Source organism: Kitasatospora sp. NPDC094015 (assembly GCF_040304075.1).
Lineage (GTDB): Bacteria > Actinomycetota > Actinomycetes > Streptomycetales > Streptomycetaceae > Kitasatospora.
Genome location: NZ_JBEOUL010000013.1, coordinates 36,446 through 61,480 on the forward strand (window position 1 = coordinate 36,446; position 25,035 = coordinate 61,480).

At 73.0% G+C, this 25,035-nt stretch carries 19 protein-coding genes, 1 other RNA gene and 1 pseudogene; 19 read left to right on the plus strand and 2 right to left on the minus strand.

All coding sequences use genetic code 11. The features are described from left to right. Positions 1–68 precede the first annotated feature (68 nt). Positions 69–263: a hypothetical protein gene (locus ABT014_RS17570; RefSeq protein ID WP_350639674.1), complete on the minus strand. Its 195-nt coding sequence runs from the start codon at positions 261–263 to the stop codon at positions 69–71. A gap of 385 nt (positions 264–648) precedes the next feature. Between ABT014_RS17570 and ftsE the strand changes: the two genes are divergently transcribed. The 10 genes from ftsE to ABT014_RS17620 all read left to right on the plus strand — a co-directional run bounded on the left by ftsE (position 649) and on the right by ABT014_RS17620 (position 12,538). Then, complete coding sequence (gene ftsE / locus ABT014_RS17575) at positions 649–1,338, plus strand: cell division ATP-binding protein FtsE (RefSeq protein WP_100889970.1); 690 nt, start codon at positions 649–651, stop codon at positions 1,336–1,338. 72 nt (positions 1,339–1,410) lie between these two features. Continuing rightward, positions 1,411–2,319: a permease-like cell division protein FtsX gene (ftsX, locus tag ABT014_RS17580; RefSeq protein ID WP_350639675.1), complete on the plus strand. Its 909-nt coding sequence runs from the start codon at positions 1,411–1,413 to the stop codon at positions 2,317–2,319. A gap of 132 nt (positions 2,320–2,451) precedes the next feature. Beyond that, entirely contained in the window at positions 2,452–3,549 is a 1,098-nt protein-coding gene (locus ABT014_RS17585) for a S41 family peptidase (protein WP_350639677.1), read from the plus strand. Positions 3,550–3,601: 52 nt separating this feature from the next. Then, positions 3,602–4,078 (plus strand): SsrA-binding protein SmpB, encoded by a 477-nt coding sequence (gene smpB / locus ABT014_RS17590; protein WP_350639679.1) that lies wholly within the window; start codon positions 3,602–3,604, stop codon positions 4,076–4,078. An 89-nt stretch (positions 4,079–4,167) separates the two neighbouring features. After that, positions 4,168–4,546, plus strand: a transfer-messenger RNA (tmRNA) gene (gene ssrA / locus ABT014_RS17595). Between the two features lie 185 nt (positions 4,547–4,731). Beyond that, positions 4,732–6,105, plus strand: a complete 1,374-nt coding sequence (locus ABT014_RS17600; protein WP_350639681.1) for a nitrate/nitrite transporter — start codon at positions 4,732–4,734, stop codon at positions 6,103–6,105. A 174-nt stretch (positions 6,106–6,279) separates the two neighbouring features. Then, positions 6,280–7,443 carry a uroporphyrinogen-III synthase gene (locus tag ABT014_RS17605; RefSeq protein ID WP_350639683.1) on the plus strand — a complete coding sequence of 388 codons (1,164 nt, stop codon included), beginning with the start codon at positions 6,280–6,282 and terminating at the stop codon, positions 7,441–7,443. A gap of 161 nt (positions 7,444–7,604) precedes the next feature. Continuing rightward, positions 7,605–9,923 carry a HelD family protein gene (locus ABT014_RS17610; RefSeq protein ID WP_350639685.1) on the plus strand — a complete coding sequence of 773 codons (2,319 nt, stop codon included), beginning with the start codon at positions 7,605–7,607 and terminating at the stop codon, positions 9,921–9,923. Positions 9,924–10,302: 379 nt separating this feature from the next. Next, the gene (locus tag ABT014_RS17615) at positions 10,303–11,778 is read left to right on the plus strand and encodes an NAD-dependent malic enzyme (protein WP_350639687.1); all 1,476 of its coding nucleotides are present in this window, start codon (positions 10,303–10,305) and stop codon (positions 11,776–11,778) included. Between the two features lie 478 nt (positions 11,779–12,256). Next, complete coding sequence (locus ABT014_RS17620) at positions 12,257–12,538, plus strand: HU family DNA-binding protein (protein WP_033823863.1); 282 nt, start codon at positions 12,257–12,259, stop codon at positions 12,536–12,538. An 82-nt stretch (positions 12,539–12,620) separates the two neighbouring features. Here ABT014_RS17620 and murA read toward each other — a convergent pair whose 3' ends face one another. Then, positions 12,621–13,964, minus strand: a complete 1,344-nt coding sequence (gene murA, locus ABT014_RS17625; protein WP_350639690.1) for a UDP-N-acetylglucosamine 1-carboxyvinyltransferase — start codon at positions 13,962–13,964, stop codon at positions 12,621–12,623. A 256-nt stretch (positions 13,965–14,220) separates the two neighbouring features. On the opposite strand from murA, the gene ABT014_RS17630 reads away from it, so the two are divergent. The 9 genes and pseudogenes from ABT014_RS17630 to ABT014_RS17670 all read left to right on the plus strand — a co-directional run bounded on the left by ABT014_RS17630 (position 14,221) and on the right by ABT014_RS17670 (position 25,034). After that, complete coding sequence (locus tag ABT014_RS17630; RefSeq protein ID WP_350639908.1) at positions 14,221–14,799, plus strand: YqgE/AlgH family protein; 579 nt, start codon at positions 14,221–14,223, stop codon at positions 14,797–14,799. Between the two features lie 108 nt (positions 14,800–14,907). Continuing rightward, the gene (locus ABT014_RS17635; protein WP_350639692.1) at positions 14,908–15,186 is read left to right on the plus strand and encodes a DUF3039 domain-containing protein; all 279 of its coding nucleotides are present in this window, start codon (positions 14,908–14,910) and stop codon (positions 15,184–15,186) included. A 51-nt stretch (positions 15,187–15,237) separates the two neighbouring features. Beyond that, positions 15,238–16,884 (plus strand): beta-N-acetylhexosaminidase, encoded by a 1,647-nt coding sequence (locus ABT014_RS17640; RefSeq protein ID WP_350639694.1) that lies wholly within the window; start codon positions 15,238–15,240, stop codon positions 16,882–16,884. A gap of 291 nt (positions 16,885–17,175) precedes the next feature. Then, on the plus strand, positions 17,176–18,042 hold the full coding sequence (locus ABT014_RS17645; RefSeq protein ID WP_350639910.1) for an FAD binding domain-containing protein: 867 nt from the start codon (positions 17,176–17,178) through the stop codon (positions 18,040–18,042). 62 nt (positions 18,043–18,104) lie between these two features. Continuing rightward, positions 18,105–18,603 (plus strand): annotated as a pseudogene (locus ABT014_RS17650) ((2Fe-2S)-binding protein); the annotation flags it as partial. Positions 18,604–19,402: 799 nt separating this feature from the next. Next, a complete protein-coding gene (locus ABT014_RS17655) occupies positions 19,403–21,745 on the plus strand; it encodes a xanthine dehydrogenase family protein molybdopterin-binding subunit (RefSeq protein WP_350639697.1) in 2,343 nt (780 codons plus the stop codon). A gap of 119 nt (positions 21,746–21,864) precedes the next feature. Beyond that, entirely contained in the window at positions 21,865–23,073 is a 1,209-nt protein-coding gene (locus ABT014_RS17660; protein ID WP_350639699.1) for a S8 family serine peptidase, read from the plus strand. Positions 23,074–23,216: 143 nt separating this feature from the next. Then, positions 23,217–24,581 (plus strand): S8 family serine peptidase, encoded by a 1,365-nt coding sequence (locus tag ABT014_RS17665; protein WP_350639701.1) that lies wholly within the window; start codon positions 23,217–23,219, stop codon positions 24,579–24,581. A 198-nt stretch (positions 24,582–24,779) separates the two neighbouring features. Beyond that, positions 24,780–25,034, plus strand: coding sequence for a hypothetical protein (locus tag ABT014_RS17670; RefSeq protein WP_350639703.1), 255 nt, complete (start codon positions 24,780–24,782; stop codon positions 25,032–25,034). Position 25,035 lies beyond the last annotated feature (1 nt).

Below are 25,035 nucleotides of genomic sequence, written 5' to 3' on the forward strand. Positions count from 1 at the left end.
GTCGCCGAGAGCGGTACGCCGAAGGGCCCCGGAGCTTCTGCTCCGGGGCCCTTCGGCGTCGTCCGCTGTCAGGCCAGCGCCTGCCGGGCGATGAAGGCCACCGCCAGCAACGCCACCAGCAGCGCGACCAGCGTCGCCGGGGTCAGCGCGGCGAACGGGCCCTGCTCGTCCTGCAGTCGGGCGCGGTTGGCTCGGCACACCGGGCAGCGGCCGTCACTCACGCGGCCGTTGCAGTTGGCGCACACCAGATGGTCGCAAGTCATGCGATCTCCTCCTTGCTGCTACTGCCAACGCACCGGAGCGGGCTGTGGTTCCGCTGTTGCCCTGTGCGGGGTAGCGGCCGACCGGGCCGCTCCTCTCCACTGTGCCAGGTCCCGGCCGTTCCGGCCCCCGCTGTCCATGGTCCCGAGGCCTGTGAGATGCCTCGCAGTTTTCGGGTCAAACAGGAATGGAGCCGGACAATTCCCCTGGCTTTCCGGCCTCAAGGCCTGCGAGTTGTCATCCGGGTCGCGTATGGTCCCGAGCCAAGTACTGACCGAGGAACGGCGCTGCGGGTCGAGCCTTCGGACCTCGTCGTAACGATCGGGTCACGGGGGCCCCGGCCGGGCCGGTCGCCCTTCCACCTAGGATGGCCTCCGTGATGCAGCCGTGATCAGATTCGACAACGTCTCCAAGACCTATCCCAAGCAGAACCGTCCGGCCCTGGACAACGTCTCGCTGGAGATCGAGAAGGGCGAGTTCGTCTTCCTGGTCGGCTCGTCCGGCTCGGGCAAGTCCACCTTCCTGCGCCTGTGCCTGCGCGAGGAGCGGCCGAGCGTCGGCGCGGTGCACGTGCTCGGCAAGGACCTCGGCAAGCTGTCCAACTGGAAGGTGCCGCACATGCGCCGCCAGCTGGGCACCGTCTTCCAGGACTTCCGCCTGCTCCCCAACAAGACGGTGGCGCAGAACGTCGCCTTCGCGCTGGAGGTGATCGGCAAGCCCAAGAGCGCCATCGCCAAGGTGGTGCCCGAGGTGCTCGACCTGGTCGGCCTCGGCGGCAAGGAGGACCGGATGCCCGGTGAGCTCTCCGGTGGTGAGCAGCAGCGCGTCGCGATCGCCCGCGCCTTCGTGAACCGCCCGATGCTGCTGATCGCGGACGAGCCGACCGGAAACCTCGACCCGCAGAACTCGGTCGGCATCATGAAGCTGCTCGACCGGATCAACCGCACCGGCACCACCGTGCTGATGGCCACCCACGACCAGGCCATCGTCGACCAGATGCGCAAGCGCGTGATCGAGCTCGACAAGGGGCTGCTGGTCCGCGACCAGGCCCGCGGCGTCTACGGCTACCAGTCCTGACCGGCTGGAAGCCCGACCGGCGCACTCCCGCCTGACTCGCCCCACCTGCATTGACCCTGGATTGAGAGAAGCATGCGCGCCCAGTTCGTCCTGTCGGAGATCGGCGTCGGTCTCCGCCGCAACCTGACGATGACCATCGCCGTCGTCGTCAGCGTCGCGCTCTCGCTCGCCCTCGCCGGTGCCTCGCTCCTGGTCCGTGACCAGGTCAACTCGATGAAGGGCTACTGGTACGACAAGGTCGAGGTCAGCGTCTACTTCTGCACCAAGTCGGACGCCACCACCTCGGCGCAGTGCTCGGCCGGTGCCGCCACCCAGCAGCAGATCGACGACGTGCAGGCCAGCCTGTCGAAGATGCCGCTGGTGCAGAGCTCGACCTTCGAGAGCTCGGCCGAGGCGTACAAGCGCTGGAAGGAGACCAACCCGGACAACCCGCTGCTCGCCGCGGTGGGTGCGGAGGCGATGCCGCAGTCCTGGCGGATCAAGCTGGTCGACCCGACCAAGTACGACGTGATCCAGAGCGCCTTCGCCGGCAAGCCCGGGGTGAAGTCGGTGGAGGACCAGCGGAAGATCCTGGAGAACCTGTTCGGCCTGCTGAACGGTCTGCAGACCGCGGCCTTCGTGATCATGGTGCTGATGCTCTTCGTCGCCCTGCTGCTGATCGTGAACACCGTCCGGGTGTCCGCGTTCAGCAGGCGGCGCGAGACCGGCATCATGCGCCTGGTCGGTGCTTCGAACTTCTATGTCCAGATGCCGTTCATCGCCGAGGCCGCGTTCGCCGCGCTGCTCGGTGCGACGATGGCCTCCGGGCTGCTGCTGGCCGGCCACTTCTTCGTCCAGCACTGGCTGGCGCAGCGGGTGCTGTTCATCCACTTCATCGGCCTGTCCTCGGTGTTGACGGTGATCCCGCTGCTGGTGGTGGTCGGTATGGGCATGGCCGGCATCGCCGCGTTCTTCACCCTCCGCAAGTACCTCAAGGTCTGATCCGGCGGCCGGTCGCGCGCGACCGGCCGCCCCCGCGGCCCCGGACGGCCTGTGCGCCGTCCGGGGCCGCTGTGCGTCCGTGCCGTCGTCATTCGGCCACCCGGCCGCCGCGGGCACCCTAGACTCCGGTGCATGGCCGTTGCAGAGCGCGTACGACAGGGAGCCACGCTCAGTGCGGTGTTCGGCGTGGTGCTGCTGGTCGGGGCCGCCGCGGGGGCCTGGGGCGAGCCGCCGGTGCCGGCCCCGCGGGTGACCGGCACGGCCGGTGCCTGGCACGGCGACCTGGCGGGTGCCGACCTCTCCCCGCTCCAGGCCGACCAGCTGGTGGGCGCGAGCGGGGACCGCTGGGCGGCCCACCTGAGCCCCGAGGAGTACGAGGACTTCACCGACGGCCGCTACCAGGGTGTCGGCCTCTCGGTGGGCCGCACCGGGGACGGCGGCACGGCGGTCTCCGAGGTGCTGCCCGGCGGCCCGGCCGCCGCGGCCGGGATCGCGGCGGGCGACCGGTTGCTGCACATCGACGGGACCGCGGCCGACCAGCTGCCGGTGACCGAGGTGGTCGCCCGGCTGCGCGGCCGGCAGGCCGGCTCCACGGTGGCGCTGGCCGTGCAGCGGACGGGCGGCCCGGTCCGCGACGTGGTGCTGCGGCGCACCGAGCTGGCCGCCCGCGAGGTGGTCGCCGACCAGCCGGCGCCGGGCGTGACCAGGGTCGCCGTCCGGGCCTTCACCAGCGGGGTGTCCGGCCAGGTGCGGGACGCGGTGCGGGGCGCCCGTTCGGTGGTGCTGGACCTGCGCGGCAACTCCGGCGGCCTGGTCGAGGAGGCGGTGGCCACCGCCTCGCTGTTCCTGGACGGCGGCCCGGTGGCCACGTACCAGGAGCACGGCGAGGAGCGCGAGCTGTCCGCCGCGCCGGGCGGGGACACCGCCACCCCGCTGGTGGTGCTGGTGGACGGCGGCACCATGAGCGCCGCCGAACTCCTGGCCGGAGCCCTGCAGGACCGCTGCCGGGCCGTCCTGGTCGGGGCCAGGACCTTCGGCAAGGGCGCGGTGCAGCAGCCCAGCCGGCTCGCCGACGGTTCGGTGCTGGAGCTGACCGTGGGCCGCTACACCACCCCGTCGGGCCGCTCGCCGGACGGCGTCGGCCTGCTGCCGGACGTGCCGGCCCAGCCCGGCGACGACCCCGCCGACCTCGGCCTGCGGGTGCTCGCGGGCCTCGGGACGCGCGGGTAGCGGCTAAAGGGGCTGCCGACCGCCCGGCCGAGGTGCGAGAATGATCGGCGCTATGGCAAAGGAAAAGGGACACAAGCTGGTCGCGCAGAACAAGAAGGCGCGGCATGAGTACACCATCCTCGACACCTACGAGTGCGGCATGGTGCTGACCGGGACGGAGGTGAAGTCGCTCCGCGAGGGGCGGGCCAACCTGGTGGACGGGTACGCCTACATCCAGGGCGGGGAGGCGTGGGTCGACAACCTCTTCATCCCGGAGTACACCCAGGGCACCTGGACGAACCACTCCGCGCGGCGCAAGCGCAAGCTGCTGCTGCACAAGCTGGAGATCCACAAGATCGAGTCCAAGGTGCGGGAGACCGGTCACACTCTGGTGCCGCTCTCGCTCTACTTCAAGGACGGCCGGGCCAAGCTGGAGATCGCCCTGGCCGTCGGCAAGAAGCTGTACGACAAGCGTCAGACCCTGCGCGAGCAGCAGGACCGGCGCGAGTCGGACCGCGCGGTGGCCGCGGCCCGCCGCCGCCAGCAGTAATCTGCTGGACCCTCGTCGGTCACAGCGCGTACTATGGGCGAAGCACCACCGGAGGGTCCGCCCGCCGGAGCTGTTTTTCAAATCAACATGGGGATGATCGGTTTCGACAGTGTTGGTCGAAACAGGAGAAGCGAGCCGAGGAACGCGGCAATGATCTCGTAAACCATCTGTCGCAAAAATATAATCGCCAACTCTAAGCGCGATTCCCAGCAGTTCGCTCTCGCAGCCTAGTCTGCCAGAGTGAATGGGTGTCAGCCCGGGAAGTTCCCGACCCGGATCCTGGCATAATCTAGGGAACTCAACCGTCCACCCGGGCTGCGCGGGTGGATGGGAAATCAAACAGCAGCTGGGCCTGTTGGCGGCTTGTCCGCGTGACTGCCAGGGCCGAGAAAATCACAGCGGACTGCGCTCGGAGAAGTCCTGAATCCGCTGCACTGGACCCGGGTTCGATTCCCGGCATCTCCACCGCCCCATGTGCACAACGGCCGTCCTCCCCCGGGAGGGCGGCTTTCGTGCGTTCCGGGGCGTCTCACAGCCGCGGCCCGGGCCGGGTGAGTTGACGGTCTCGCACCCTTCACAGTGCACAACGGGACCGAAACCATGTCTTTCTACTGTCGGTGGCAGAAGCCACCCCGCAGGCGGAGGGACACAGGATGACCACGGGCACGGCACGGCAGGGCAGAAGCGGCGGCCGCTGGATCCAGGAGTGGGATCCGGAGGACACCGAATTCTGGGAGCGTTCCGGGCGGCGCACCGCCAACCGGAACCTGATCTTCTCCGTCCTCTCCGAACACATCGGCTTCTCGATCTGGAGCCTGTGGTCGGTGATGGTGCTCTTCATGGGCCCCGGCTACCACGTCGATCCGGCCGGGAAGTTCTTCCTGGTCGCGATGCCGACGCTGGTCGGCGCCTTCGTCCGGATCCCCTACACGGTGGCGGTCGCCCGCTTCGGCGGCCGGAACTGGACGGTGGTCTCGGCGCTGCTCCTGCTGGCGCCCACGCTGGCGGCGGCGTACGTGATGCACCCGGGCACCTCGTACACCACGTTCATGCTGGTCGCCGCGCTCACCGGGCTGGGCGGCGGCAACTTCGCGTCCTCGATGACCAACATCAACGCCTTCTTCCCGATGCGCCGCAAGGGCTGGGCGCTCGGGCTCAACGCCGGTGGCGGCAACATCGGCGTGCCGGTGATCCAGCTGGTCGCGCTGGCCGTGATCACCTGGGCGGGGGCCGGCCACCCCCGGCTGGTGCTCGGCATCTACCTGCCGTTGGTCGTCGTCGCGGCCACCCTGGCCGCGCTGTGCATGGACAACCTCGCGCCGATGCGCAGCGACACCGGGGCGCTGGCGCAGGTCGTCCGGGAGAAGCACACCTGGCTGATGTCGCTGCTCTACATCGGCACCTTCGGCTCCTTCATCGGCTTCTCCTTCGCCTTCGGCCTGGTCCTGCAGAACCAGTTCGGCCGTACCCCGCTGCAGGCCGCCCAGCTCACCTTCATCGGCCCGCTGCTCGGGTCGCTGATCCGTCCGCTCGGCGGCCGGCTGGCCGACCGCTGGGGCGGTGCCCGGATCACCTTCTGGAACTTCGTCGCGATGGCCACCGCCACCGGCCTGGTGACCTACGCCTCGGCCGAGCGCTCGCTGCCGGTCTTCCTGGTCGGCTTCATCGCCCTGTTCGTCTTCGCCGGCATCGGCAACGGCTCCACCTACAAGATGATCCCCGGCATCTTCGAGGCCAAGGCGCAGGACCGGATCGCCGCCGGCGCGAGCACCGAGGAGGCCGCCGCCTGGTCGCGCCGGATGTCCGGCGCCGCGATCGGGGTGATCGGCGCGGTCGGCGCGCTCGGCGGACTGTTCATCAACCTCGCCTTCCGGGAGTCCTTCCTGACGGTGCACACCGGCACGCCCGCCTTCCTCTCCTTCCTGGCCGCGTACGGGCTGTGCTTCCTGCTCACCTGGGCGGTCTACCTGCGCCGCCCCACCGGTGGCGCGGTCGGCGCGAAGGCGCCCGCGCTCGCCCGGATCTGACGCCGCGGCGGCCGGGTGCCCCCGCGGCGCCCGGCCGGCCGGGACCGGACCCGAAACACCCGGGACACCCTGCCGACCCGGGCCCGTGACGCGGGCCCGCGAGGATGTCCGTCCACCCACCCACCCCGCGGCCCGTCGACGGCCGCGGGGCGCACCACCGAAGGACCGCACGCCATGGCAGAGCCGATCGACCCCCCGCCCGCCGCACCGGTGCCCCCGCTGGCCGGTTACACCATCGGGATCACCGCCGCCCGCCGCGCCGACGAGCTGGCCGCCCTGCTCCAGCGCCGCGGCGCCGCCGTGCTGCGCGGCCCGGCCCTGCGCATCGTCCCGCTCCCGGACGACGCCGAACTGCTCGCCGCCACCCGCGCCCTGGTCGCCGATCCGCCCGACATCGCGGTCGCCACCACCGGCATCGGCTTCCGCGGCTGGATCGAGGCCGCCGAGGGCTGGGGCCTGGGGGACGAGCTGACCGCGCGGCTCGGCCGCGCCGCCGTGCTGGCCCGCGGCCCCAAGGCCAAGGGTGCGATCCGGGCCGCCGGGCTGCGCGAGGAGTGGTCCCCCGAGTCCGAGTCCTCCGCGGAGGTGCTCGAACGCCTGCTGGCCCAGGGGGTGGACGGTCGCCGGATCGCCGTCCAGCAGCACGGCGCCCCGCTGCGCGGCTTCGTCGACTCGCTCACCGCGGCCGGCGCCGACGTGGTCGAGGTGCCGGTGTACCGCTGGCTGCCGCCGCTCGACCTGGGCCCGCTGGACCGGCTGCTGGACGCCTGCTGCGCCGGCTCGCTGGACGCCGTCACCTTCACCAGCGCCCCCGCCGCGATCAGCCTGCTCGACCGCGCCGCCGAACGCGGCCGCACCGCCGCGCTGCTGCACGCGCTGCGCCGGGACGTCCTGCCGGTCTGCGTCGGCCCGGTCACCGCCGCGCCGCTGGAGGAGCAGGACGTGCCGACCGTCTGGCCGGAGCGGATGCGGCTGGGCGCGATGGTGCAGACGCTGACCGCCGAGCTGCCCGGGCGCGCCCGCCGGCTCGCGGTGGCCGGCCACCGGCTGGAGCTGCGCGGCCAGGCCGCCCTGGTCGACGGCGAGCTGCGGCCCGTCCCGCCGGCCGGGATGGCCCTGCTGCACGCGCTGGCCCGCCGGCCCGGCTGGGTGGTGCCGCGCGCCGAACTGCTCGGCGTGCTGCCCGGCAGCGGCGGCGACGAGCACGCCGTGGAGAGCGCGATGGCCCGGCTGCGGACGGTGCTGGGCACCCCCGGCCTGATCGCCACCGTGGTCAAGCGCGGCTACCGGCTGGCGCTGGACCCGGTCACCGAACCGGGGGAGAAGTACGGCGGCTGACCGCGCGCCCGGTCCGGTGCGAGTGCCCGCCGGGCGCCACACCGGTCCCGAACGTGCCCTGCGTGCCCGCGGGCCCCAGGCTGAGGCGTAGGATCATCCGTCCGCCTTTTTCCTGGAGGGCGGTACCCTCACCACCCGCAGGACGTACCTCAGGGGGCTCCTTGGGCGCGCACGGCTCAGCCCAGCACCACAGCACCACCCACACCACCGAACCGGACACGGTCCGCGACCGCGAGATCGCCGGGGAGCAGCAGCACCTCGACACCGTCTACCACCGCCTGGAGGAGAAGCTCGCCGAGGCCGAGTACATCCTGGAGGACGCCGCCAAGCGCGTGCAGGTCGGCACCCCGGGCGCGCTCGCCGAGCGGGACGCCCAGGTCTACCGGGCCGGTGCCCACCTGCACCGGTTGAACAGCGAGTTCGAGGACTTCCTGTTCGGCCGGATCGACCTCCAGCAGGCGGACGCCCCGGAGGAGCACGGCATCCCCTCGCAGACCCCGATGGACCCGGCCGACCCGGCCGTCGCGGAGACCCTGCACATCGGCCGGCTCGGCGTGCTCGACGCCGAGTTCGGCCCGCTGGTGATCGACTGGCGGGCCCCGGCCGCCGCGCCGTTCTACCGGGCCACCCCGCTGGAGCCGGGCCGGGTGATCCGCCGCCGGGTGATCCGCTCCAAGGGCCGCAAGGTGATCGGGGTCGAGGACGACCTGCTGCGCCCCGACCTGACCCCCACCCTGGACGGGCAGGAGCTGGCGGTGGTCGGCGACGGCGCGCTGATGGCCTCGCTCGGCCGGGCCCGCAGCCACTCGATGCGGGACATCGTCTCCTCCATCCAGAAGGAGCAGGACGAGGTCATCCGGGCCCCCGCCGCGGGCGCCACCCTGGTCACCGGCGGCCCGGGCACCGGGAAGACCGCCGTGGCGCTGCACCGCGCCGCGTTCCTGCTCTACCAGGACCGCCGCCGGTACGCCGGGGGCATTCTCGTGGTCAGCCCGACCGCGCTGCTGGTCTCGTACACCGAGGGCGTGCTGCCCTCGCTCGGCGAGGAGGGGCAGGTCGCGATCCGCGCGGTCGGCAGCCTGGTCGACGGGATCGAGGCGGAGCGCTACGACACCCCCGAGGCGTCCCGGGTCAAGGGCTCCTCGCGGATGGTGCAGCTGCTGCGCCGGGCGGCCCGGGCGGCGCTGGAGCTGAACGAGCCGACCGAGCTGCGGGTGTTCGCCCGCGGCGAGGCGCTGCGGTTGGACGCCGCCCGGCTGCGGGCGGTCCGCGGCAACGTGCTGGGCACCGGCGGTACGCCGCTCAACCTGCTCCGCCCGCGGGCCCGCCGGCTGCTGCTGGACGCGCTCTGGTCGGTCGCCGTGCGGCACCTGCCGAAGCCGGCCGGCCACGCCGAGCGCGAGCAGCGCCAGGAGGAGCGGGAGTCGTTCGACGAGTACGTCTCGGACGAGGCGCCGTTCCTGGACTTCCTGGACGCCTGGTGGCCCGCGGTCACCCCGCGCCAGGTGCTGGCCTCGATGCGGCAGTCGCGGCACATCAACCGGATCGCCCGCCGGGCGGTCACCCCGGAGGAGGCCCGGCTGCTGGCCGCCTCCTGGCGGCACCTGGACGACCGCGGGCGCGGCCCGCTGTCGGCGCACGACGTGGCGCTGGTGGACGAGCTCCAGCTGCTGCTGGGCGAGGCGGCCCGGCCGAAGCTCCGCGAGGTCGACGCGGTCGACCTGCTGAGCGGCCTGGACGAGGTCACCACGTACGCCGACCGGATGGCGCGCCAGCGGGCGGCGGTGGCTTCGGAGCGCCGCGAGTACGCGCACGTCATCGTGGACGAGGCCCAGGACCTCACCCCGATGCAGTGGCGGATGATCGGCCGCCGGTCCCGGATGGCGACCTGGACGATCGTCGGCGACCCGGCGCAGAGCTCCTGGCCGCACCCGCAGGAGGCCCAGGCGGCGCTGGACGAGGTGCTGGCCGGCAAGCCGCGCCGCCGGCACACCCTGACCGTGAACTACCGCAACCCGGCGGAGATCGCCGAGGTCGCCGCGAAGGTGCTGGCGCTGGCCGCACCCGGCACGCCCTCGCCGAGCGCGGTGCGCTCGACCGGGGTCGAGCCGCGGTTCGCCGCGGTGACCGACCCGGCGCCGGAGGCCTTCGCGGCCGCCGCGCGGGCCGAGCTGGTCCGGCTGCTGGGCGAGGTCGACGGCACGGTGGCCGTGGTGGTCCCGATGGACCGCCGGGCGGAGGCGGCAGGCTGGGCCGAGGGCCTGGGCGAGCGGGTGGTGGCGCTGGGCAGCCTGGAGGCCAAGGGGCTGGAGTACGACGCCACGGTGGTCGCCGACCCGACCGGCATCGCCGGCGAGTCGGAGGCGGGCCTGCGGGTGCTGTACGTCGCGCTGACCCGGGCGACCCAGCGGCTGACGGTGCTCTCCGGGCCGGACGACCTGCCGGACGCGGCCGGGGTCCCGGCGCTGCTGCACGGCTGAGCCGCCGGACACGACGAAGGCCCCCACCGCGTGCGGTGGGGGCCTTCGCCCACGTAATGACACCGACCCGCCATGCTCGCCTCGCGGCAAGTGGTCGCTCGAAGCGACGAAGGTTGGGCCCGGGGGCTTGGATCGAGCCGGTGTCCCACCCAATGTAACGCATCGGCTCCCGGATCCAAGGTGGCGGCGAGACTTTTTCGGACGCTCACCCAGGCGGCCGGAACGCCGTTTGTGGACTGTGCACAGCGGCGGAACCTTATTTCTGGCTACCCACTGGTAGGTGCGACCATCGAGGTCTAGCATGCGCAGGGCGCGCCATTCAACAGTCTGTTGAAGGCGCAGTCCGACCCCCCTGAACACGGACGGAAGAAGGACGTCGATGGCGACGGTGCCAAGTGTCTCGAACTCGATCACGGTGCGGCTGGAGGTTCCGGCCACGGGCAACGCCGTGAGCTCGATCACCACCGCCGTCGAGTCCTCCGGCGGCTCGGTCACGGGCCTCGACGTCACCGCGTCCGGCCTCGAGGCGCTGCGGATCGACGTGACGGTGGCCGCCTCCTCGGTCGCGCACGGCGAGGAGATCGTCGAGAAGCTCCGCGCGATCGACGGCGTCACCATCGGCAAGGTCTCCGACCGGACCTTCCTGATGCACCTCGGCGGCAAGATCGAGATGTCCTCGAAGCTCCCGATCCGCAACCGCGACGACCTGAGCATGATCTACACCCCGGGCGTGGCGCGGGTCTGCATGGCCATCGCGGAGAACCCGGAGGACGCCCGCCGCCTGACCATCAAGCGCAACAGCGTGGCCGTGGTGACCGACGGCTCCGCGGTGCTGGGCCTGGGCAACATCGGCCCCAAGGCGGCGCTGCCGGTGATGGAGGGCAAGGCCGCTCTGTTCAAGCGCTTCGCGGGCATCGACGCCTGGCCGATCTGCCTGGACACCCAGGACGCCGACGAGATCGTGGCGATCGTGAAGGCGATCGCGCCGGGCTTCGCCGGGATCAACCTGGAGGACATCTCCGCGCCGCGCTGCTTCGAGATCGAGGCCCGGCTGCGCGAGGCCCTGGACATCCCGGTCTTCCACGACGACCAGCACGGCACCGCGATCGTGGTGCTGGCGGCGCTGACCAACGCGCTCAAGGTGGTCGGCAAGGAGATCTCCGAGATCCGCGTGGTGATGTCCGGCGCCGGCGCGGCCGGCACCGCGATCCTCAAGCTGCTGCTGGCCGCCGGGGTCGAGCACGCCACCGTGGCCGACGTGCGCGGCGTGGTCCACCTGGGCCGCGACGACCTCAACGACAGCCTGCGGTGGATCGCCGAGCACACCAACCGTTCCGGCCGCACCGGCAGCCTCAAGGAGGCCGTGGCGGACGCCGACGTCTTCATCGGCGTGTCGGCGCCGAACGTGCTGGACGGGGACGACCTGGCCACCATGGCGCCGAACGCGATCGTCTTCGCGCTGGCCAACCCGGACCCCGAGGTCGACCCGGCGGTCGCCCGGCAGAGCGCCGCCGTGGTCGCCACCGGCCGCAGCGACTTCCCGAACCAGATCAACAACGTGCTGGTCTTCCCCGGCGTCTTCCGCGGCCTGCTGGACGCCCAGAGCCACACGGTCAACACCGAGATGATGCTGGCCGCCGCCCGCGCCCTGGCCACCACGGTCGCGGACGACCAGCTGAACCCGAACTACATCATCCCCAGCGTGTTCCACCCGGACGTGGCCAAGACCGTCGCGGCCGCCGTCCGGGACGCCGCGCTGGCCGCCCGGGGCGGCGAGGAGCCGGCGCCGGTGCGGCCCACCGCGGGCATCGTCGGCACGCTCGACACGGCCGCGTACCCGACCGCCGGGCTCTGAGTCGGGGGCCACTGCCGGTCGGTCAAATGTCCGATTGGCGGCCCTGCCCACCACCACACGCCCCGAGCCCTTGCGACACAAGGGCAGGGGCGTGTTTGGGCTTGTCGGTGCCAGGGCGTACGGTAGCCCTGCATGGGGCGGCGTGTCCGACAAGTACGGAACGTCCCCTCAGGCATCTCGGCGAGTCGTCCCGACCGCCGCCCGCACCGGGTCACCCGGAGCCGACGGAGCGTCACACCTCGGTCGGGCGGGCGCTGTTCGGGTCAACCCCGCCGGCGCCCGATTGGCTTTCTCAGTGCCGGTCGGGGCAGGATTCGTACCAAGGCGGGCAGTTTGCGGCGCTTTGGGGTGCGAGCCCGGCCCCTGACCACCTTTCGCCTGAATGAGCACAGTGTGCGGACCAACGGCCCTCCGGGTGCCCCTGGCGGGCGACGGCGGGCCCTTGCACGCAGCAGAGCAACAGACCACAGGAGTACACATGAACCGCAGTGAGCTGGTGGCCGCGCTGGCCGAGCGCGCCGAGGTGACCCGCAAGGACGCCGACGCCGTGCTGGCCGCCTTCGCCGAGATCACGGGCGAGGTCGTCGCCAAGGGCGACGAGAAGGTCACCATCCCCGGTTTCCTGACCTTCGAGCGCACCCTCCGCGCTGCCCGCACCGCCCGTAACCCGCAGACCGGCGACCCGATCCAGATCCCGGCCGGTTACAGCGTCAAGGTGAGCGCCGGCTCGAAGCTGAAGGAAGCCGCCAAGGGCAAGTGACGCAGGGCTCCCCGGAGCCCCGCCGAACGACGATGGCCGGTCCCCCCGCGGGGGGACCGGCCATCGTCGTACCACCGGGCCGTCAGGCCGTGACCACGGGCTCCTCGGAGGGCAGCTCGACGTGCGCGCCGAGGTCGCGCAGCTTGGACATGAAGTTCTCGTAGCCGCGGTTGATCAGGTCGATGCCGTGCACCGTGGAGGTGCCCTCGGCCGCCAGCGCCGCGATCAGGTACGAGAAGCCGCCGCGCAGGTCGGGGATGACCAGCTCGCCGCCGAGCAGCTTGGACGGGCCGGAGACGACCGCCGAGTGCTTGAAGTTGCGGGCACCGAAGCGGCAGGGCGTACCGCCCAGGCACTCGCGGTAGAGCTGGATGTGAGCGCCCATCTGGTTGAGCGCGCCGGTGAAGCCGAGCCGCGACTCGTACACCGTCTCGTGCACGATGGACAGGCCGTTCGCCTGGGTCAGTGCGACCACCAGCGGCTGCTGCCAGTCGGTCTGGAAGCCGGGGTGCACGTCGGTCTCCAGGGCGATCGCCTTGAGCTCGCCGCCCGGGTGCCAGAACCGGATGCCCTCGTCGTCCACCTCGAAGGCGCCGCCGACCTTCCGGAAGGTGTTCAGGAAGGTCATCATCTCCAGCTGGCGGGCGCCGCGGACGTAGATGTCGCCCTTGGTGGCCAGCGCCGCGCAGGCCCAGGAAGCCGCCTCCAGGCGGTCCGGCAGGGCGCGGTGGTTGTAGCCGCCGAGCTCGTCCACACCGGTGATCAGGATGGTGCGGTCGGTGCCCATCGAGATGATCGCGCCCATCTTCTGCAGCACGCAGATCAGGTCGACGATCTCCGGCTCGATGGCCGCGTTGCGCAGCTCGGTGACGCCCTCGGCGAGGACGGCGGTGAGCAGCACCTGCTCGGTGGCGCCGACCGAGGGGAAGGGCAGCTCGATCTTGGCGCCGCGCAGCCGCTGCGTGGCGACCAGGTAGGTGCCCTGCGGGTGCTTCTCGATCGAGGCGCCGAACTGGCGCAGCACCTCGAAGTGGAAGTCGACCGGCCGGCCGCCGATGTCGCAGCCGCCCAGGCCCGGGATGAAGGCGTGGCCGAGCCGGTGCAGCAGCGGGCCGCAGAACAGGATCGGGATGCGCGAGGAACCGGCGTGCGCGTCGATGTCGGCGACGTTGGCGCTCTCCACGTGCGAGGGGTCGAGGATGAGCTCGCCGTCCTCGTCGCCGGTGCGCACGGTCACACCGTGCAGCTGGAGCAGGCCGCGCACCACCTTGACATCACGGATGTCGGGGACGTTGCGCAGCCTGCTGGGGCCCTGGCCGAGCAGTGCGGCGACCATGGCCTTGGGGACCAGGTTCTTCGCGCCGCGGATCTGGATCTCGCCTTCGAGCGGGTTACCGCCGTGGACCAGCAGGACGTCGTCGATCATCGTTCTCGCAATCCGGGTGCCGGGGGGAGGACAGGGCAGGGTCGGCGGATGGACGGACAGCTGTGGGACGGAATCCACCCGCGAGGCTCACCACCAAACGTAGATGGTAGTGGGCGGCCGATTGGTTCCCGTGTGTCCCATTAGTGATCATGCTCCTCCGGGGCGTTCCGGGGCCGATCGGCTGGGCCGTCCGGGTGGCGGCGCGGCTCGCGGAGGTTTCGTGTTGGGCGCCCCGGACCGCCCCGGCTGCGGGATCATGTTGGGCATGACCCCGGCCCCCTCGCACACCGGCCGACTGCTCGTCGCGACCCCCGTCCTCACCGACCCCAACTTCGCCCGTGCCGTGGTACTTCTGCTCGACCACGACCAGCAGGGCGCGCTCGGCGTGGTGCTGAACCGGCCCACCCCGGTCGAGGTGGCGAGCGTGCTCGACGCCTGGGCGGACTTGACCGGACAGCCACCGGTGATCTTCCAGGGCGGCCCGGTGGCGCTGGACTCGGCGCTCGCCATCGCGGTCGTGCCGGGTGAGGAGGGTCACGCCGAGCCGCTCGGCTGGCGGCGGGTGCACGGGGCGATCGGCCTGGTCGACCTGGAGGCGCCGCCGGAGGTGCTGGTGGGCGAGCTGGGCGCGCTGCGGGTCTTCGCCGGGTACGCGGGCTGGTCGCCCGGGCAGCTGGAGCAGGAGATCGAGGAGGGCGCCTGGTACCTGGCCGACTGCGAGCCGGGCGACGTCTCCTGCCCCGACCCGGACCGGCTCTGGCGCTCGGTGCTGCGCCGCCAGCGCGGGCCGCTGGCGATGCTGGCCACCTACCCGGACGACCCGACCCTGAACTGAGCCGGCGCACCGGGCCCGACCCCCGCCCGGACCGGCCAGGACCCGCCCGGCGGCGCCCGCCCGCCGCCACTGGCCCGGTTCCGCGCGGCCGCCCTAGACTTGGCACCCATGAGCACTCTTGAGCCCGAGCGCGGCCTCGGCACCGGCACCCTGGTCGAGCCCGTCCCCCAGGTGTCGCACGGCGACGGCGACCACGAGCGCTTCGCGCACTACGTCCAGAAGGACAAGATCATGGAGAGCGCGCTCTCCGGCAGCCCGGTGGTGGCGCTCTGCGGCAAGGTCTGGGTGCCCGGCCGGGACCCGAAGAAGTACCCGGTGTGTCCGATGTGCAAGGAGATCTTCGAGGGTCTCGGCTCGGACAAGGGCGGCGACGACAAGCAGGGCTGATTCCCGAATTGGTCTATGCCACTGGGGTGACGGCGGGGCAGGATGAGCGCCATGGACCTCATCCCCGCCCCGAACCGCGTCGACGAGTGGGAACGCCACGAGTGGACCTTCGAGCTCAGGCCGACCACCCGGATCGCGGCCGCCGACGGCGCCCAGGGGGTGGCCCGCTGGCTGCGCTCCGAACTGGCGGCGGCCACCGGCTTCACCTTCGACGCCTGCACCGTGGAGCAGGCGTCGCGCTCGGCCGACTCCATCACGCTGGGCTTCGACGAGCGGATGCGCGCCGAGCGGGGCCGTGAGGCGTACGGGCTCACCGTCGACGTCTACGGGGCCCGGCTGGCCGGCGGGGGGCGCCCGGGCCTGTTCTACGCCGCCCAGACCCTGCGCCAGCTGCTCGGGCCGCGGGCCTTCCGCAAGGCGCCGGTGCCCGGCGACCCGTGGAAGATCCAGGGCGTCACGGTCGAGGACGCGCCCCGGTTCGGCTGGCGCGGGGTGCTGCTGGACGTCTCCCGGCACTTCCTGCCCAAGTCCGACGTGCTGCGCTTCCTCGACCTGATGGCGGCGCACAAGCTCAACGTCCTGCACCTGCACCTGACCGACGACCAGGGCTGGCGGATCGAGATCGAGCGCTACCCGCGGCTCACCGAGGTCGGCGCCTGGCGCGAGCGGTCGATGGTCGGCTACCGGGCCGGCGGGCGCCGTGACGACCGGCCGCACGGCGGCTACTACACCAAGGACGACCTGCGCGAGATCGTCGCGTACGCGCAGAAGCGGCACATCACCGTCGTCCCGGAGATCGACCTCCCCGGGCACGCGCAGGCCGCCATCGCCGCCTACCCGGAGCTGGGCAACACCGACGTGGTGGACACCGCGGCGCTGGGGGTGTGGACGGACTGGGGGATCAACCCCAATGTGCTGAACGTCTCCGACGCGACCCTTCGCTTCTTCGAGGGAGTCCTGGAGGAGGTGCTGGAGGTCTTCCCGTCCGAGTTCGTCCACCTCGGCGGCGACGAGTGCCCCAAGGAGCAGTGGAAGGCCAGCCCGGCCGCCCAGGCCCGGATCGAGGAGCTCGGCCTGGCCGGCGAGGACGAGCTGCAGAGCTGGTTCATCCGGCACTTCGACGGCTGGCTGGCCGAGCGCGGCCGCCGGCTGATCGGCTGGGACGAGATCCTCGAGGGCGGCCTCGCGCCCGGCGCCGCGGTCTCCTCCTGGCGCGGCTACGCGGGCGGCGTCGCCGCCGCGCGGGCCGGCCACGACGTGGTGATGTGCCCCGAGCAGTACGTGTACCTGGACTACCGGCAGGCGCCCGGCGAGGACGAGCCGATCCCGGTCGCGTACGTGCGCACCCTGGAGGACGTCTACCGGTTCGAGCCCGTCCCCGCGGAGCTCGACGCCGCGGCCGCCGCCCACGTGCTGGGCACCCAGGCCAACCTGTGGACCGAGTTCATGGACGACGCCCGGGACGTGGACTACCGCGCCTTCCCCCGGTTGGCCGCGTTCGCCGAGGTCGCCTGGTCGGCGCTGCCGACCGATCCGGCGGCCCGCGACTTCGCCGACTTCGAACGGCGGATGGCCGGCCACTACACGCGGCTGGACGCCCTCGGGGTGGAGTACCGGCGTCCGCAGGGCCCGCTCCCCTGGCAGCGCCGGCCCGGGGTGGTGGGGAGGCCGCTGGAGGGCCGCCCGCCGACCGCCTGACCCGCCGGGAACCCCCGGGTGGCGGCCGACGTCAGGATCGGATGAACAGCCGACCCGTCCGGTTCGGGAAGGGCCGATTTATGCCCTGACTTGTCCGGGATTCCGGGCGGCGTTCCGCGACCCGGGAATTGATCACCAAACATTGTGTGCCAGAGTTGCCCAACCCGGCCCGATCGCCCGTACCCTACGGGCCAGGTCGCACCGCCTCCGGGCGTCCCCGGCCGAAGGCGGGGGGAGCGGGCAGTTGATGAGCAAGTGGAGCACGGTGGAATCCTGGTGAACCGGACGATCATGCTGCCGGCCTCGGTCGACGAGGCCGTCGAGGCGCTGGCCGCCACCCCGGGCGCGGTGCCGGTGGCCGGAGCCACCGACCTGATGGAGGCCGTCAACGCCGGACGGCTGCGCCCGGCCGCCCTGATCGGGCTCGGCCGGATCACCGAACTGCGCGGCTGGCGCTACGAGGACGGCGGCACCGCCGTCCTCGGCGCCGGGCTGACCCACGCCCGGATGGACCGCCCCGACTTCGCCGCGCTGATCCCCGCCCTCGCCGACGCCGCCCGCACCGCCGGCCCGCCGCAGGTCCGCAACGTCGGCACGCTCGGCGGCAACCTGGCCACCGCCGCCGCCACCGGTGACACCCTCCCGGTGCTCGCCGCGCTGGAGGCCACCGCCACCCTCGCCCGGGCCGGTGGCACCCGCGAGGTGCCGGTCAGCCACCTGCTCACCGGCCTCGACCCGATCCGCCCCGGCGAACTGCTCACCTGGGTCCGGGTCCCGCTGCTGCACGCCCCGCAGGTCTTCCTCAAGTCCACCGGCCGCAGCGGCCCGGCCCGCGCCACCGCCTCGGTCGCCCTGGTCCTCGACCCGGCCCGGCGCGCCGTGCGCTGCGCGGTCGGCGCGGTCGCGCCCGTCCCGCTGCGCCCGCTCGAGGCCGAGGCCTGGGTGGCCGGCTGCATCGACTGGGACGCCCGCGGCGAGGAGGGCGCCACCACCATCGACCCCGCCGCGCTGGCGGCCTTCGGCGAGTACGTCGCGGGCGCCTGCATCCCCGACGGCGCGCTGGAGGGCGTGGGCGAGGGGCCGGGCGCGGCCGCCGTCAGGCTGCGGCGTACCGTGGCCGTACTGGCCCGCCGGGCACTGGGAAGGGCGCTGAAGTGACGGACCACCCGACGACCGGGCAGCCGACCGGGCAGCCCACCGCGTTCGGCGCCGACGTGCGCCCCTGCGCCTCCTACACGCTCCGGGTCAACGGCTTCGAACGGCCCGTCACCGACGCCTGGATCGGCGAGAGCCTGCTGTACGTGCTGCGCGAGCGGCTCGGCCTCGCCGGTGCCAAGGGCGGCTGCGAGCAGGGCGAGTGCGGCGCCTGCTCGGTCCAGGTGGACGGCCAGCTGGTGGCCGGCTGCCTGGTGCCCGCCGCGCTGGCCGCCGACAGCGAGATCGCCACCGTCGAGGGGCTGTCCGAGGCGGGCGGCCCCAGCGACGTCCAGCGCGCGCTGGCCGAGTCCGGCGCCGTCCAGTGCGGGTACTGCACCCCGGGCCTGGCGATGGCCGTGCACGACCTGCTCCAGCGCAACCACCGGCCCAGCGACGTCGAGGCCCGCCAGGCGCTCTGCGGCAACCTCTGCCGCTGCACCGGCTACCGGGGCGTGCTGGCCGCCGTCCAGACCGTGGCCGACCAGCGCGAGGCCGAGCTGGAGGCGGAGGCCGACGCGGCGACGGCCGCCCCTGCTGCTTCGACCACCCCGGCCGGCGCTTCGGCCACCTCGGCCACCTTCGCCACCGAGGAGCAGGCCGCCGCCGCGCCGCAGTCCGTCGTCGCGCAGTCCGTCGCCGATCTTCCGCTGGCCGGCGAGCTCCCGCTCTACGCCGACTCCGAACTCTGGGTGGAGGCCGACCAGTTCCAGGCCCAGCAGTTCCGGGCGCAGCAGCAGTACCAGGCCCAGCAGTTCCAGACCGGGCAGTACCGGACCGGGCAGTACCACGGCGGGCCGACCGCCGCCGGCCCCACCGGTGACGGCAGCGGCGACGGCAGCGGCCCGGACGCCGGGGTGTACACCGACGCCCAGCAGCCCGGCGGCTACGACCCCGCCGCCCACGACCCGGCGGCCGGCTACCCGAGCGGCAGCTACCCGGTCGTCCCGCCGCAGCCCACCGGGTACGACACCGGCTACTACCCGGTCCCCGGTCAGGAGGCCACCCCGGCCCACGGCACCGCGCACGACGGCCCCGGCCCGGACACCACCCCCGCCCACGGCACCCCGTACCTGCCGACGCCCCCGCACGGCACCGGGCACCCGCACGGCGGCCACCCCGCGCCCGGCTACCAGGACTACCCGACCGGCGGCTACCCGATCCCCGGCTACCAGCAGCCCGGCTACGACCAGGGCTACGAGGGCACCGTCTACGACACCCCGGTGCACGACCCGGCGGCCGCCCACGACGGCAGCACCCCCGCGCACGGCATCCCCACCCAGCCCTCGGCCGGAGCGGCCCCGATCCACGAGGACCGCCACGCATGAGCTCGCCCACCGACCTCACGCCGCCCGCCGCGCCCGCTCCCGCGGCCCCGGCCGAGGAGACCGGGCCGGCCCCCGAGCCGTTCGGCCTCGGCAGCTCCCCGCTGCGCACCGACGCGCTCCCCAAGGCGCTCGGCATCTACCCGTACGCCGCCGACCTCTGGGCCGAGGGCCTGCTCTGGGGCGCCGTGCTGCGCTCCCCGCACCCGCACGCCCGGATCGTCGCGGTCGACACCTCGGCCGCGCTGGCCGTCCCCGGCGTGCACGCCGTGGTCACCGCCGCCGACCTGCCGGCCGGCCCCGACGGCAGCGCCGACGGAGCCCCGCACGGCCCGATCGTCGCCGACCGGCCGATCCTGGCCGCCGGCGTGGTCCGCCACCACGGCGAGCCGGTCGCCGCCGTCGCCGCCGACCACCCCGACACCGCCCGGCTGGCGGCCTCGCTGGTGGTCGTCGAGTACGAGCCCCTGGAGGCCGTCACCGACCCCGAGGCGGCGTTCAACGCCCCGCCGCTGCACCCCGACGGCAACCTCTTCCGCCACCTGCCGCTGCGCACCGGCGACCCGGAGGCGGCCGGCGAGGTGGTCGTCGAGGGCCTGTACCAGGTCGGCCGGCAGGACCCGGCGCCGATCGGCGCCGAGGCCGGACTCGCGGTGCCCCGCCCCGACGGCGGCGTCGAACTGCACCTGTCCACCACCGACCCGCACGGCGACCGCGACCGCACCGCCGCCTGCCTCGGCCTGGAGCCCGACCGGGTCCGCCTGGTGGTCACCGGCGTGCCCGGCGCCACCGCCGACCGCGAGGACCTCTCCTTCCAGGTCACGCTGGCCCTGCTGGCGCTGCGCACCGGCCGCCCGGTGAAGATGACCCTCACCCGCGAGGAGTCGTTCCAGACCCACACCACCCGCCATCCGGCGCTGCTGCGCTACCGGCACCACGCCGACGCCGAGGGCCGGCTGGTCAAGGTCGAGGCGCAGATCCTGCTCGACGGCGGCGCCTACGCCGACGTCTCCGCCGAGGCGCTCGCCGCGGCCACCGCCTTCTCGGTCGGCCCGTACACCTGCCCCAACGTCTTCGTGGACGCCTGGGCGGTGCGCACCAACAACCCGCCGGCCGGCCGGATGCGCGGCGAGGGCGCGCTGCAGGCCTGCTTCGCGTACGAGTCCCAGCTCGACCAGCTGGCCGCCCGGATCGGCATCGACCCGCTGGAGATCCGCCGCCGCAACGCGATGGCCACCGGCGACCCGCTGCCCACCGGACAGCCCGTCACCTGCCCCGCCCCGGTCACCGCGCTGCTGGACGCGCTCGCCGACCAGCCGCTGCCGGCCCTGCCGGTCGACGACCCCGAGGCCGACTGGCTGCTCCCCGGCGGGCCCGGCGGCGCCGGCGACCCGGCGGCCGTGCGGCGCGGGATCGGCTACGCCGTCGGCATGGTGCACATGCTCGGCGCCGAGGGCGAGGACGAGGTCTCCACCGCCACCGTCCGGGTCAGCGGCGACCACGCCACCGTGATCTGCGCCGCCGTCGACTCCGGCCAGGGCTTCGCCACCCTCGCCCGGCAGATCGTGCAGTCCGTGCTCGGCGTCAGCGAGGTCTACATCGCGCCGGTCGACAGCGACCAGTCCGGCGCCGGCCCGTCCGCCCGCGGCCGGCACACCTGGGTCTCCGGCGGCGCCGTGGAGCGCGCCGCGGTGATGGTCCGGCACCAGATGCTGCAGCCGATCGCGGCCAACTTCGGGATGTCGGTCGAACTGCTCACCATCGCCGACGGCAAGATCACCTCGTACGACGGGGTGCTCGGCATGCCGGTCGGCGAGGCACTGGAGGGCCGCGAACTGTGGGCCACCGCCCAGTGTCGCCCGCACCCGACCGAACCGCTGGACGAGGCCGGGCAGGGCGACGCCTTCGTCTCGATCGCCTTCTGCGCGATGCGGGCCGTGGTCGACGTGGACATCGAGCTCGGCGCCGTGCGGGTGGTCGACGTGACGGTGGCCCAGGACGTCGGCCGGGCGCTCAACCCGCGCCAGATCGAGGACCGGATCGAGGCCGGCGTGGCCCAGGGCGTGGGCCTCGCCCTGCTGGAGGACCTGCGCACCGAGGGCGGCCGGCTGGTCAACCCCTCGCTCACCGGCTACCGCCTGCCGACCTCGCTGGACACCCCCGACATCCGGATCGCGGCCCTGCTGGAGGAGCGTGACGTGGTCGCCACCTTCGGCGCCAAGGCCGTCAGCGCCCCGCCCGCCGTGGTCGCCCCGGCCGCCGTCGCGGCCGCCGTCCGGGCCGCCACCGGCCTCCCGGTCGGCCGCCTCCCGATCCTCCCCGAGGACGCCATCGTCGGCTGACCGCCGGGGCGACCTCCGGCGCCCGTGGTGACCTGCGAAAAGGGGACACGGCAGCAGGTCCGGGCCGGTACGATCGCTGCTTCCGGGCCGGGCCCGGGACGAGCGGGGGGAGCATCGGGATGGCGCGGTTCGGCAGGGTGCAGGGGCTGCTGGGCACGGTGGTACTGGCGTCGGCGGCGCTGTTCACCGCGGCACCGGTCGCCGTCGCCGACGACCTGCGCGACGAGCAGTGGGCCAACGGCTTCTTCAAGGTCGACCAGGTCTGGCAGGTGACCAGGGGCGAGGGCGTGATCGTCGCCGTCATCGACAGCGGCGTCAAGGCCGACCACCCGGACCTCACCGGACAGGTGCTCCCCGGCTACGACCCGGCCGGCAAGGGCCTCAACACCAGCCCCACCGACCCCCACGGCACCAGCATGGCCAGCCTGATCGCCGGCCACGGCCACGGCCCCGGCAACGCGTCCGGGGTGGTCGGGCTGGCCCCCGGGGTGAAGATCCTCCCGGTCTACAAGGACGACGCCCGCGGCTACGACGCCGTCCCCGAGGGCATCCGATGGGCCGTCGACCACGGCGCCAAGGTCATCAACATCTCGCTCGGCGGCAAGGACGGCGCCAGCCACGCGCTCAGCCAGGCCGTCGCCTACGCGGCGAAGAAGGACGTCCTGATCGTCGCCGCCGCCGGCAACGAGGGCGAGGCCCGGGTGCTCAGCCCCGCCGACAGCCCCGGCGTGCTCGCGGTGTCCGCCGTCGACCAGCGGCTCGACGTCTGGGCCGAATCCAGCTTCGGGCCGCAGATCATGCTGGCCGCGCCCGGCGTCGGGATCGTCGCCGCGGGCTCCTGCGACGAGCAGCAGTACTGCGTCTGCGAGGGCACCTCGGACGCCACCGCCTACGTCTCCGCGGCCGCCGCCCTGGTCCGCGCCGAGTACCCGAACCTGACGGCCGGCCAGGTCGCCGACCGGCTGGTCAGGTCCGCCCTCGTCACCCCCGGCCTCGAAGGCGCCCACCTGCCCGACCAGCGCTACGGCTACGGCGTGCTGCGCCCGTACGAGGCACTCACCCAGGAGATCCCGGCCGGCCCCGTCCAGGGCCCGCTCGCCCGCCCGCTCGCCGACCCGGACCCCACCGCCGACCGCCCCGCCACCACCGGCGCGAGCGCCACCGGCGACTCCTCCGCCGGTGGCGCCGGCGTGCTCGTCCTGCTCCTGCTGATCGCCTTCCCGATCGCCACCGTCGCCCTCAACCGCCACAACCGCCGCACCGCCCCCCGGTTCCCCGCCGTCCACCTCCCCGCCCAGCCGACGGACGCGCCGCAGCGCCAGCCCTGAGCCTGCGTCAGTGGCGCAGCGTGGGGCGGTGATCGCAGGGGGTGCTGCACGGATGGCAGAGCCGGGGGATACGATCGAACGGCCCGGCCCGAACGGGGGCCATTGCGAGACACGGGTAGCGGTAGCCGACTGACGGGGTGCTGATGACGCTGACCAGAACCATGCGAGTCCTGGGCGCCACGGCGCTCACCGGTACGTTGCTGCTGACGGCCGCACCGACGGCCTCGGCGGACCAGGTGAGAGACGCTCAGTGGACCGCCAAGTACCTCGAGATCGAGAAGTCCTGGACCGTCAGCAAGGGGGACGGCGTCATCGTCGCCGTCATCGACAGCGGCGTGGACGCCACGCATGCCGACCTGACGGGGCAGGTGCTGCCGGGCTTCGACCCGGGTGGTAAGGGCCGGGACCAGCACCCCACCGATCCGCACGGCACGGGGATGGCGAGCACCATCGCCGGCCACGGCCACGGAAACGGTGCCGGCGTGATCGGTCTCGCTCCGGGTGCCAAGATCCTTCCGATCTACCTGAACGATGCGGACAACGGGGATGCGCTGCCGCAGGGCATCCGTTGGGCGGTCGAGCACCAGGCGAAGGTCATCAACGTCTCTGCGGGCAGCACCGCCAAGGCGGGCCGGAACGCGGCGCTCACGGATGCCATCGCCTTCGCCGCCAAGAACGATGTGCTGATCGTCGCCTCGGCGGGCAACGACGGCGTGAGCGGTGTCCACAACCCGGGCAACGAGCCGGGTGTCGTCGCCGTGGGGGCGGTGGACAAGAACGGAACCGTCTGGCGGAAGTCGAACTACGGGCCCGAGGTGCTGCTGTCCGCCCCGGGTGTGGAGATGGTCAGCGCCGGCGCCTGCGAGGGAAGCCAGTACTGTCTGGCGGACGGCACGTCGGACGCGGCCGCCTCGGTGTCGGGTGCCGCAGCCCTGGTCCGCGCCAAGTTCCCGCAGCTGACGGCCGGGCAGGTGGCCAACCGTCTGGTGAAGTCGGCGCAGGCGCCTTCGGCCGCACAAGGCGGGAAGCTGCCCGACGCCCACTACGGCTACGGCATCCTCCGGCCCTACGCGGCCCTGACCCAGGACATCCCGGCCGGATCGCCGCAGGGCCCGCTGGCCGGTGCGGCCGGCGGCGCAGCCTCGGGGGCGCCCTCCGCCGCGGGGACCCCTGCTCCGGGTGCTTCGCTTCCGCAGGCACCTGCGCCGCTGCCGGCCAAGAAGTCGGACTCGGGGTTCCCCGCGTTGCTCGCCCTTGCCGGTGGAGCGCTCGTCCTGGTCCTGCTGATCGTCGTGATCGTGGCCGTGACGAAGAAGAGCCGTCGCGGTCGGCCGCAGGCGCCCGGCCTGCCTCCGCAGGCTCCGGGAGGCTACGGAGGGCCGGCCTGGTCCCCGCAGCAGCCGTATGCGAACCAGGCGCCGCCGCCGGGGTTCCCGCCCCAGCAGCCTCCGCAGAATCCCTACCAGCAGCCTTACCAAAACCCTTACAACCAGGGTGGCGGACAGTAGCGCTGAAGGTGTATCAGAGGCTTCGGTAGAAGCGATACGATCGAACGCTCTAAGAGACACTCCTGCCCGTTCGACCGGGCAGATCCACGGGGAAGATTCAACACTCCAGGGGGAGAGGGCCGCGTGGCCGACGGATACCGCGTCAACACGGACGAGCTGGAAGCGGTCATCAGACGACTGCGGACGATCCAGCAGAGCATGAGCCAGACCAGCGAGAAGAGCAGGTACGGCACGATGATCGCCCGCGAGGACTTCGGGGTGAACTTCAGTCACGCGGAGGAGCTGTACAACGCGCACGACAACGTGCAGCGGTTCCTGAACGACACGATCGCGGGACTCGACACCCTGATCAACGAGTTCGGGGACAAGACCCAGATGGTCACGGACAACTACAAGGCTCTCGAAGCGGACAACAAGGCCGTCATGACTAAGTACGAGCAGGGGTTGGAGTGAC

What these genes read in the sequence shown, in the direction of transcription:
- ABT014_RS17570 (WP_350639674.1), bottom strand. Translation starts at nt 263, where the DNA reads ATGACTTGCGACCATCTGGTGTGCGCCAACTGCAACGGCCGCGTGAGT.
- ftsX (WP_350639675.1), top strand. Translation starts at nt 1,411, where the DNA reads ATGCGCGCCCAGTTCGTCCTGTCGGAGATCGGCGTCGGTCTCCGCCGC.
- ABT014_RS17585 (WP_350639677.1), top strand. Translation starts at nt 2,452, where the DNA reads ATGGCCGTTGCAGAGCGCGTACGACAGGGAGCCACGCTCAGTGCGGTG.
- smpB (WP_350639679.1), top strand. Translation starts at nt 3,602, where the DNA reads ATGGCAAAGGAAAAGGGACACAAGCTGGTCGCGCAGAACAAGAAGGCG.
- ABT014_RS17600 (WP_350639681.1), top strand. Translation starts at nt 4,732, where the DNA reads ATGACCACGGGCACGGCACGGCAGGGCAGAAGCGGCGGCCGCTGGATC.
- ABT014_RS17605 (WP_350639683.1), top strand. Translation starts at nt 6,280, where the DNA reads ATGGCAGAGCCGATCGACCCCCCGCCCGCCGCACCGGTGCCCCCGCTG.
- ABT014_RS17615 (WP_350639687.1), top strand. Translation starts at nt 10,303, where the DNA reads ATGGCGACGGTGCCAAGTGTCTCGAACTCGATCACGGTGCGGCTGGAG.
- ABT014_RS17620 (WP_033823863.1), top strand. Translation starts at nt 12,257, where the DNA reads ATGAACCGCAGTGAGCTGGTGGCCGCGCTGGCCGAGCGCGCCGAGGTG.
- murA (WP_350639690.1), bottom strand. Translation starts at nt 13,964, where the DNA reads ATGATCGACGACGTCCTGCTGGTCCACGGCGGTAACCCGCTCGAAGGC.
- ABT014_RS17630 (WP_350639908.1), top strand. Translation starts at nt 14,221, where the DNA reads ATGTTGGGCATGACCCCGGCCCCCTCGCACACCGGCCGACTGCTCGTC.
- ABT014_RS17635 (WP_350639692.1), top strand. Translation starts at nt 14,908, where the DNA reads ATGAGCACTCTTGAGCCCGAGCGCGGCCTCGGCACCGGCACCCTGGTC.
- ABT014_RS17640 (WP_350639694.1), top strand. Translation starts at nt 15,238, where the DNA reads ATGGACCTCATCCCCGCCCCGAACCGCGTCGACGAGTGGGAACGCCAC.
- ABT014_RS17645 (WP_350639910.1), top strand. Translation starts at nt 17,176, where the DNA reads ATGCTGCCGGCCTCGGTCGACGAGGCCGTCGAGGCGCTGGCCGCCACC.
- ABT014_RS17655 (WP_350639697.1), top strand. Translation starts at nt 19,403, where the DNA reads ATGAGCTCGCCCACCGACCTCACGCCGCCCGCCGCGCCCGCTCCCGCG.
- ABT014_RS17660 (WP_350639699.1), top strand. Translation starts at nt 21,865, where the DNA reads ATGGCGCGGTTCGGCAGGGTGCAGGGGCTGCTGGGCACGGTGGTACTG.
- ABT014_RS17665 (WP_350639701.1), top strand. Translation starts at nt 23,217, where the DNA reads ATGACGCTGACCAGAACCATGCGAGTCCTGGGCGCCACGGCGCTCACC.
- ABT014_RS17670 (WP_350639703.1), top strand. Translation starts at nt 24,780, where the DNA reads ATGAGCCAGACCAGCGAGAAGAGCAGGTACGGCACGATGATCGCCCGC.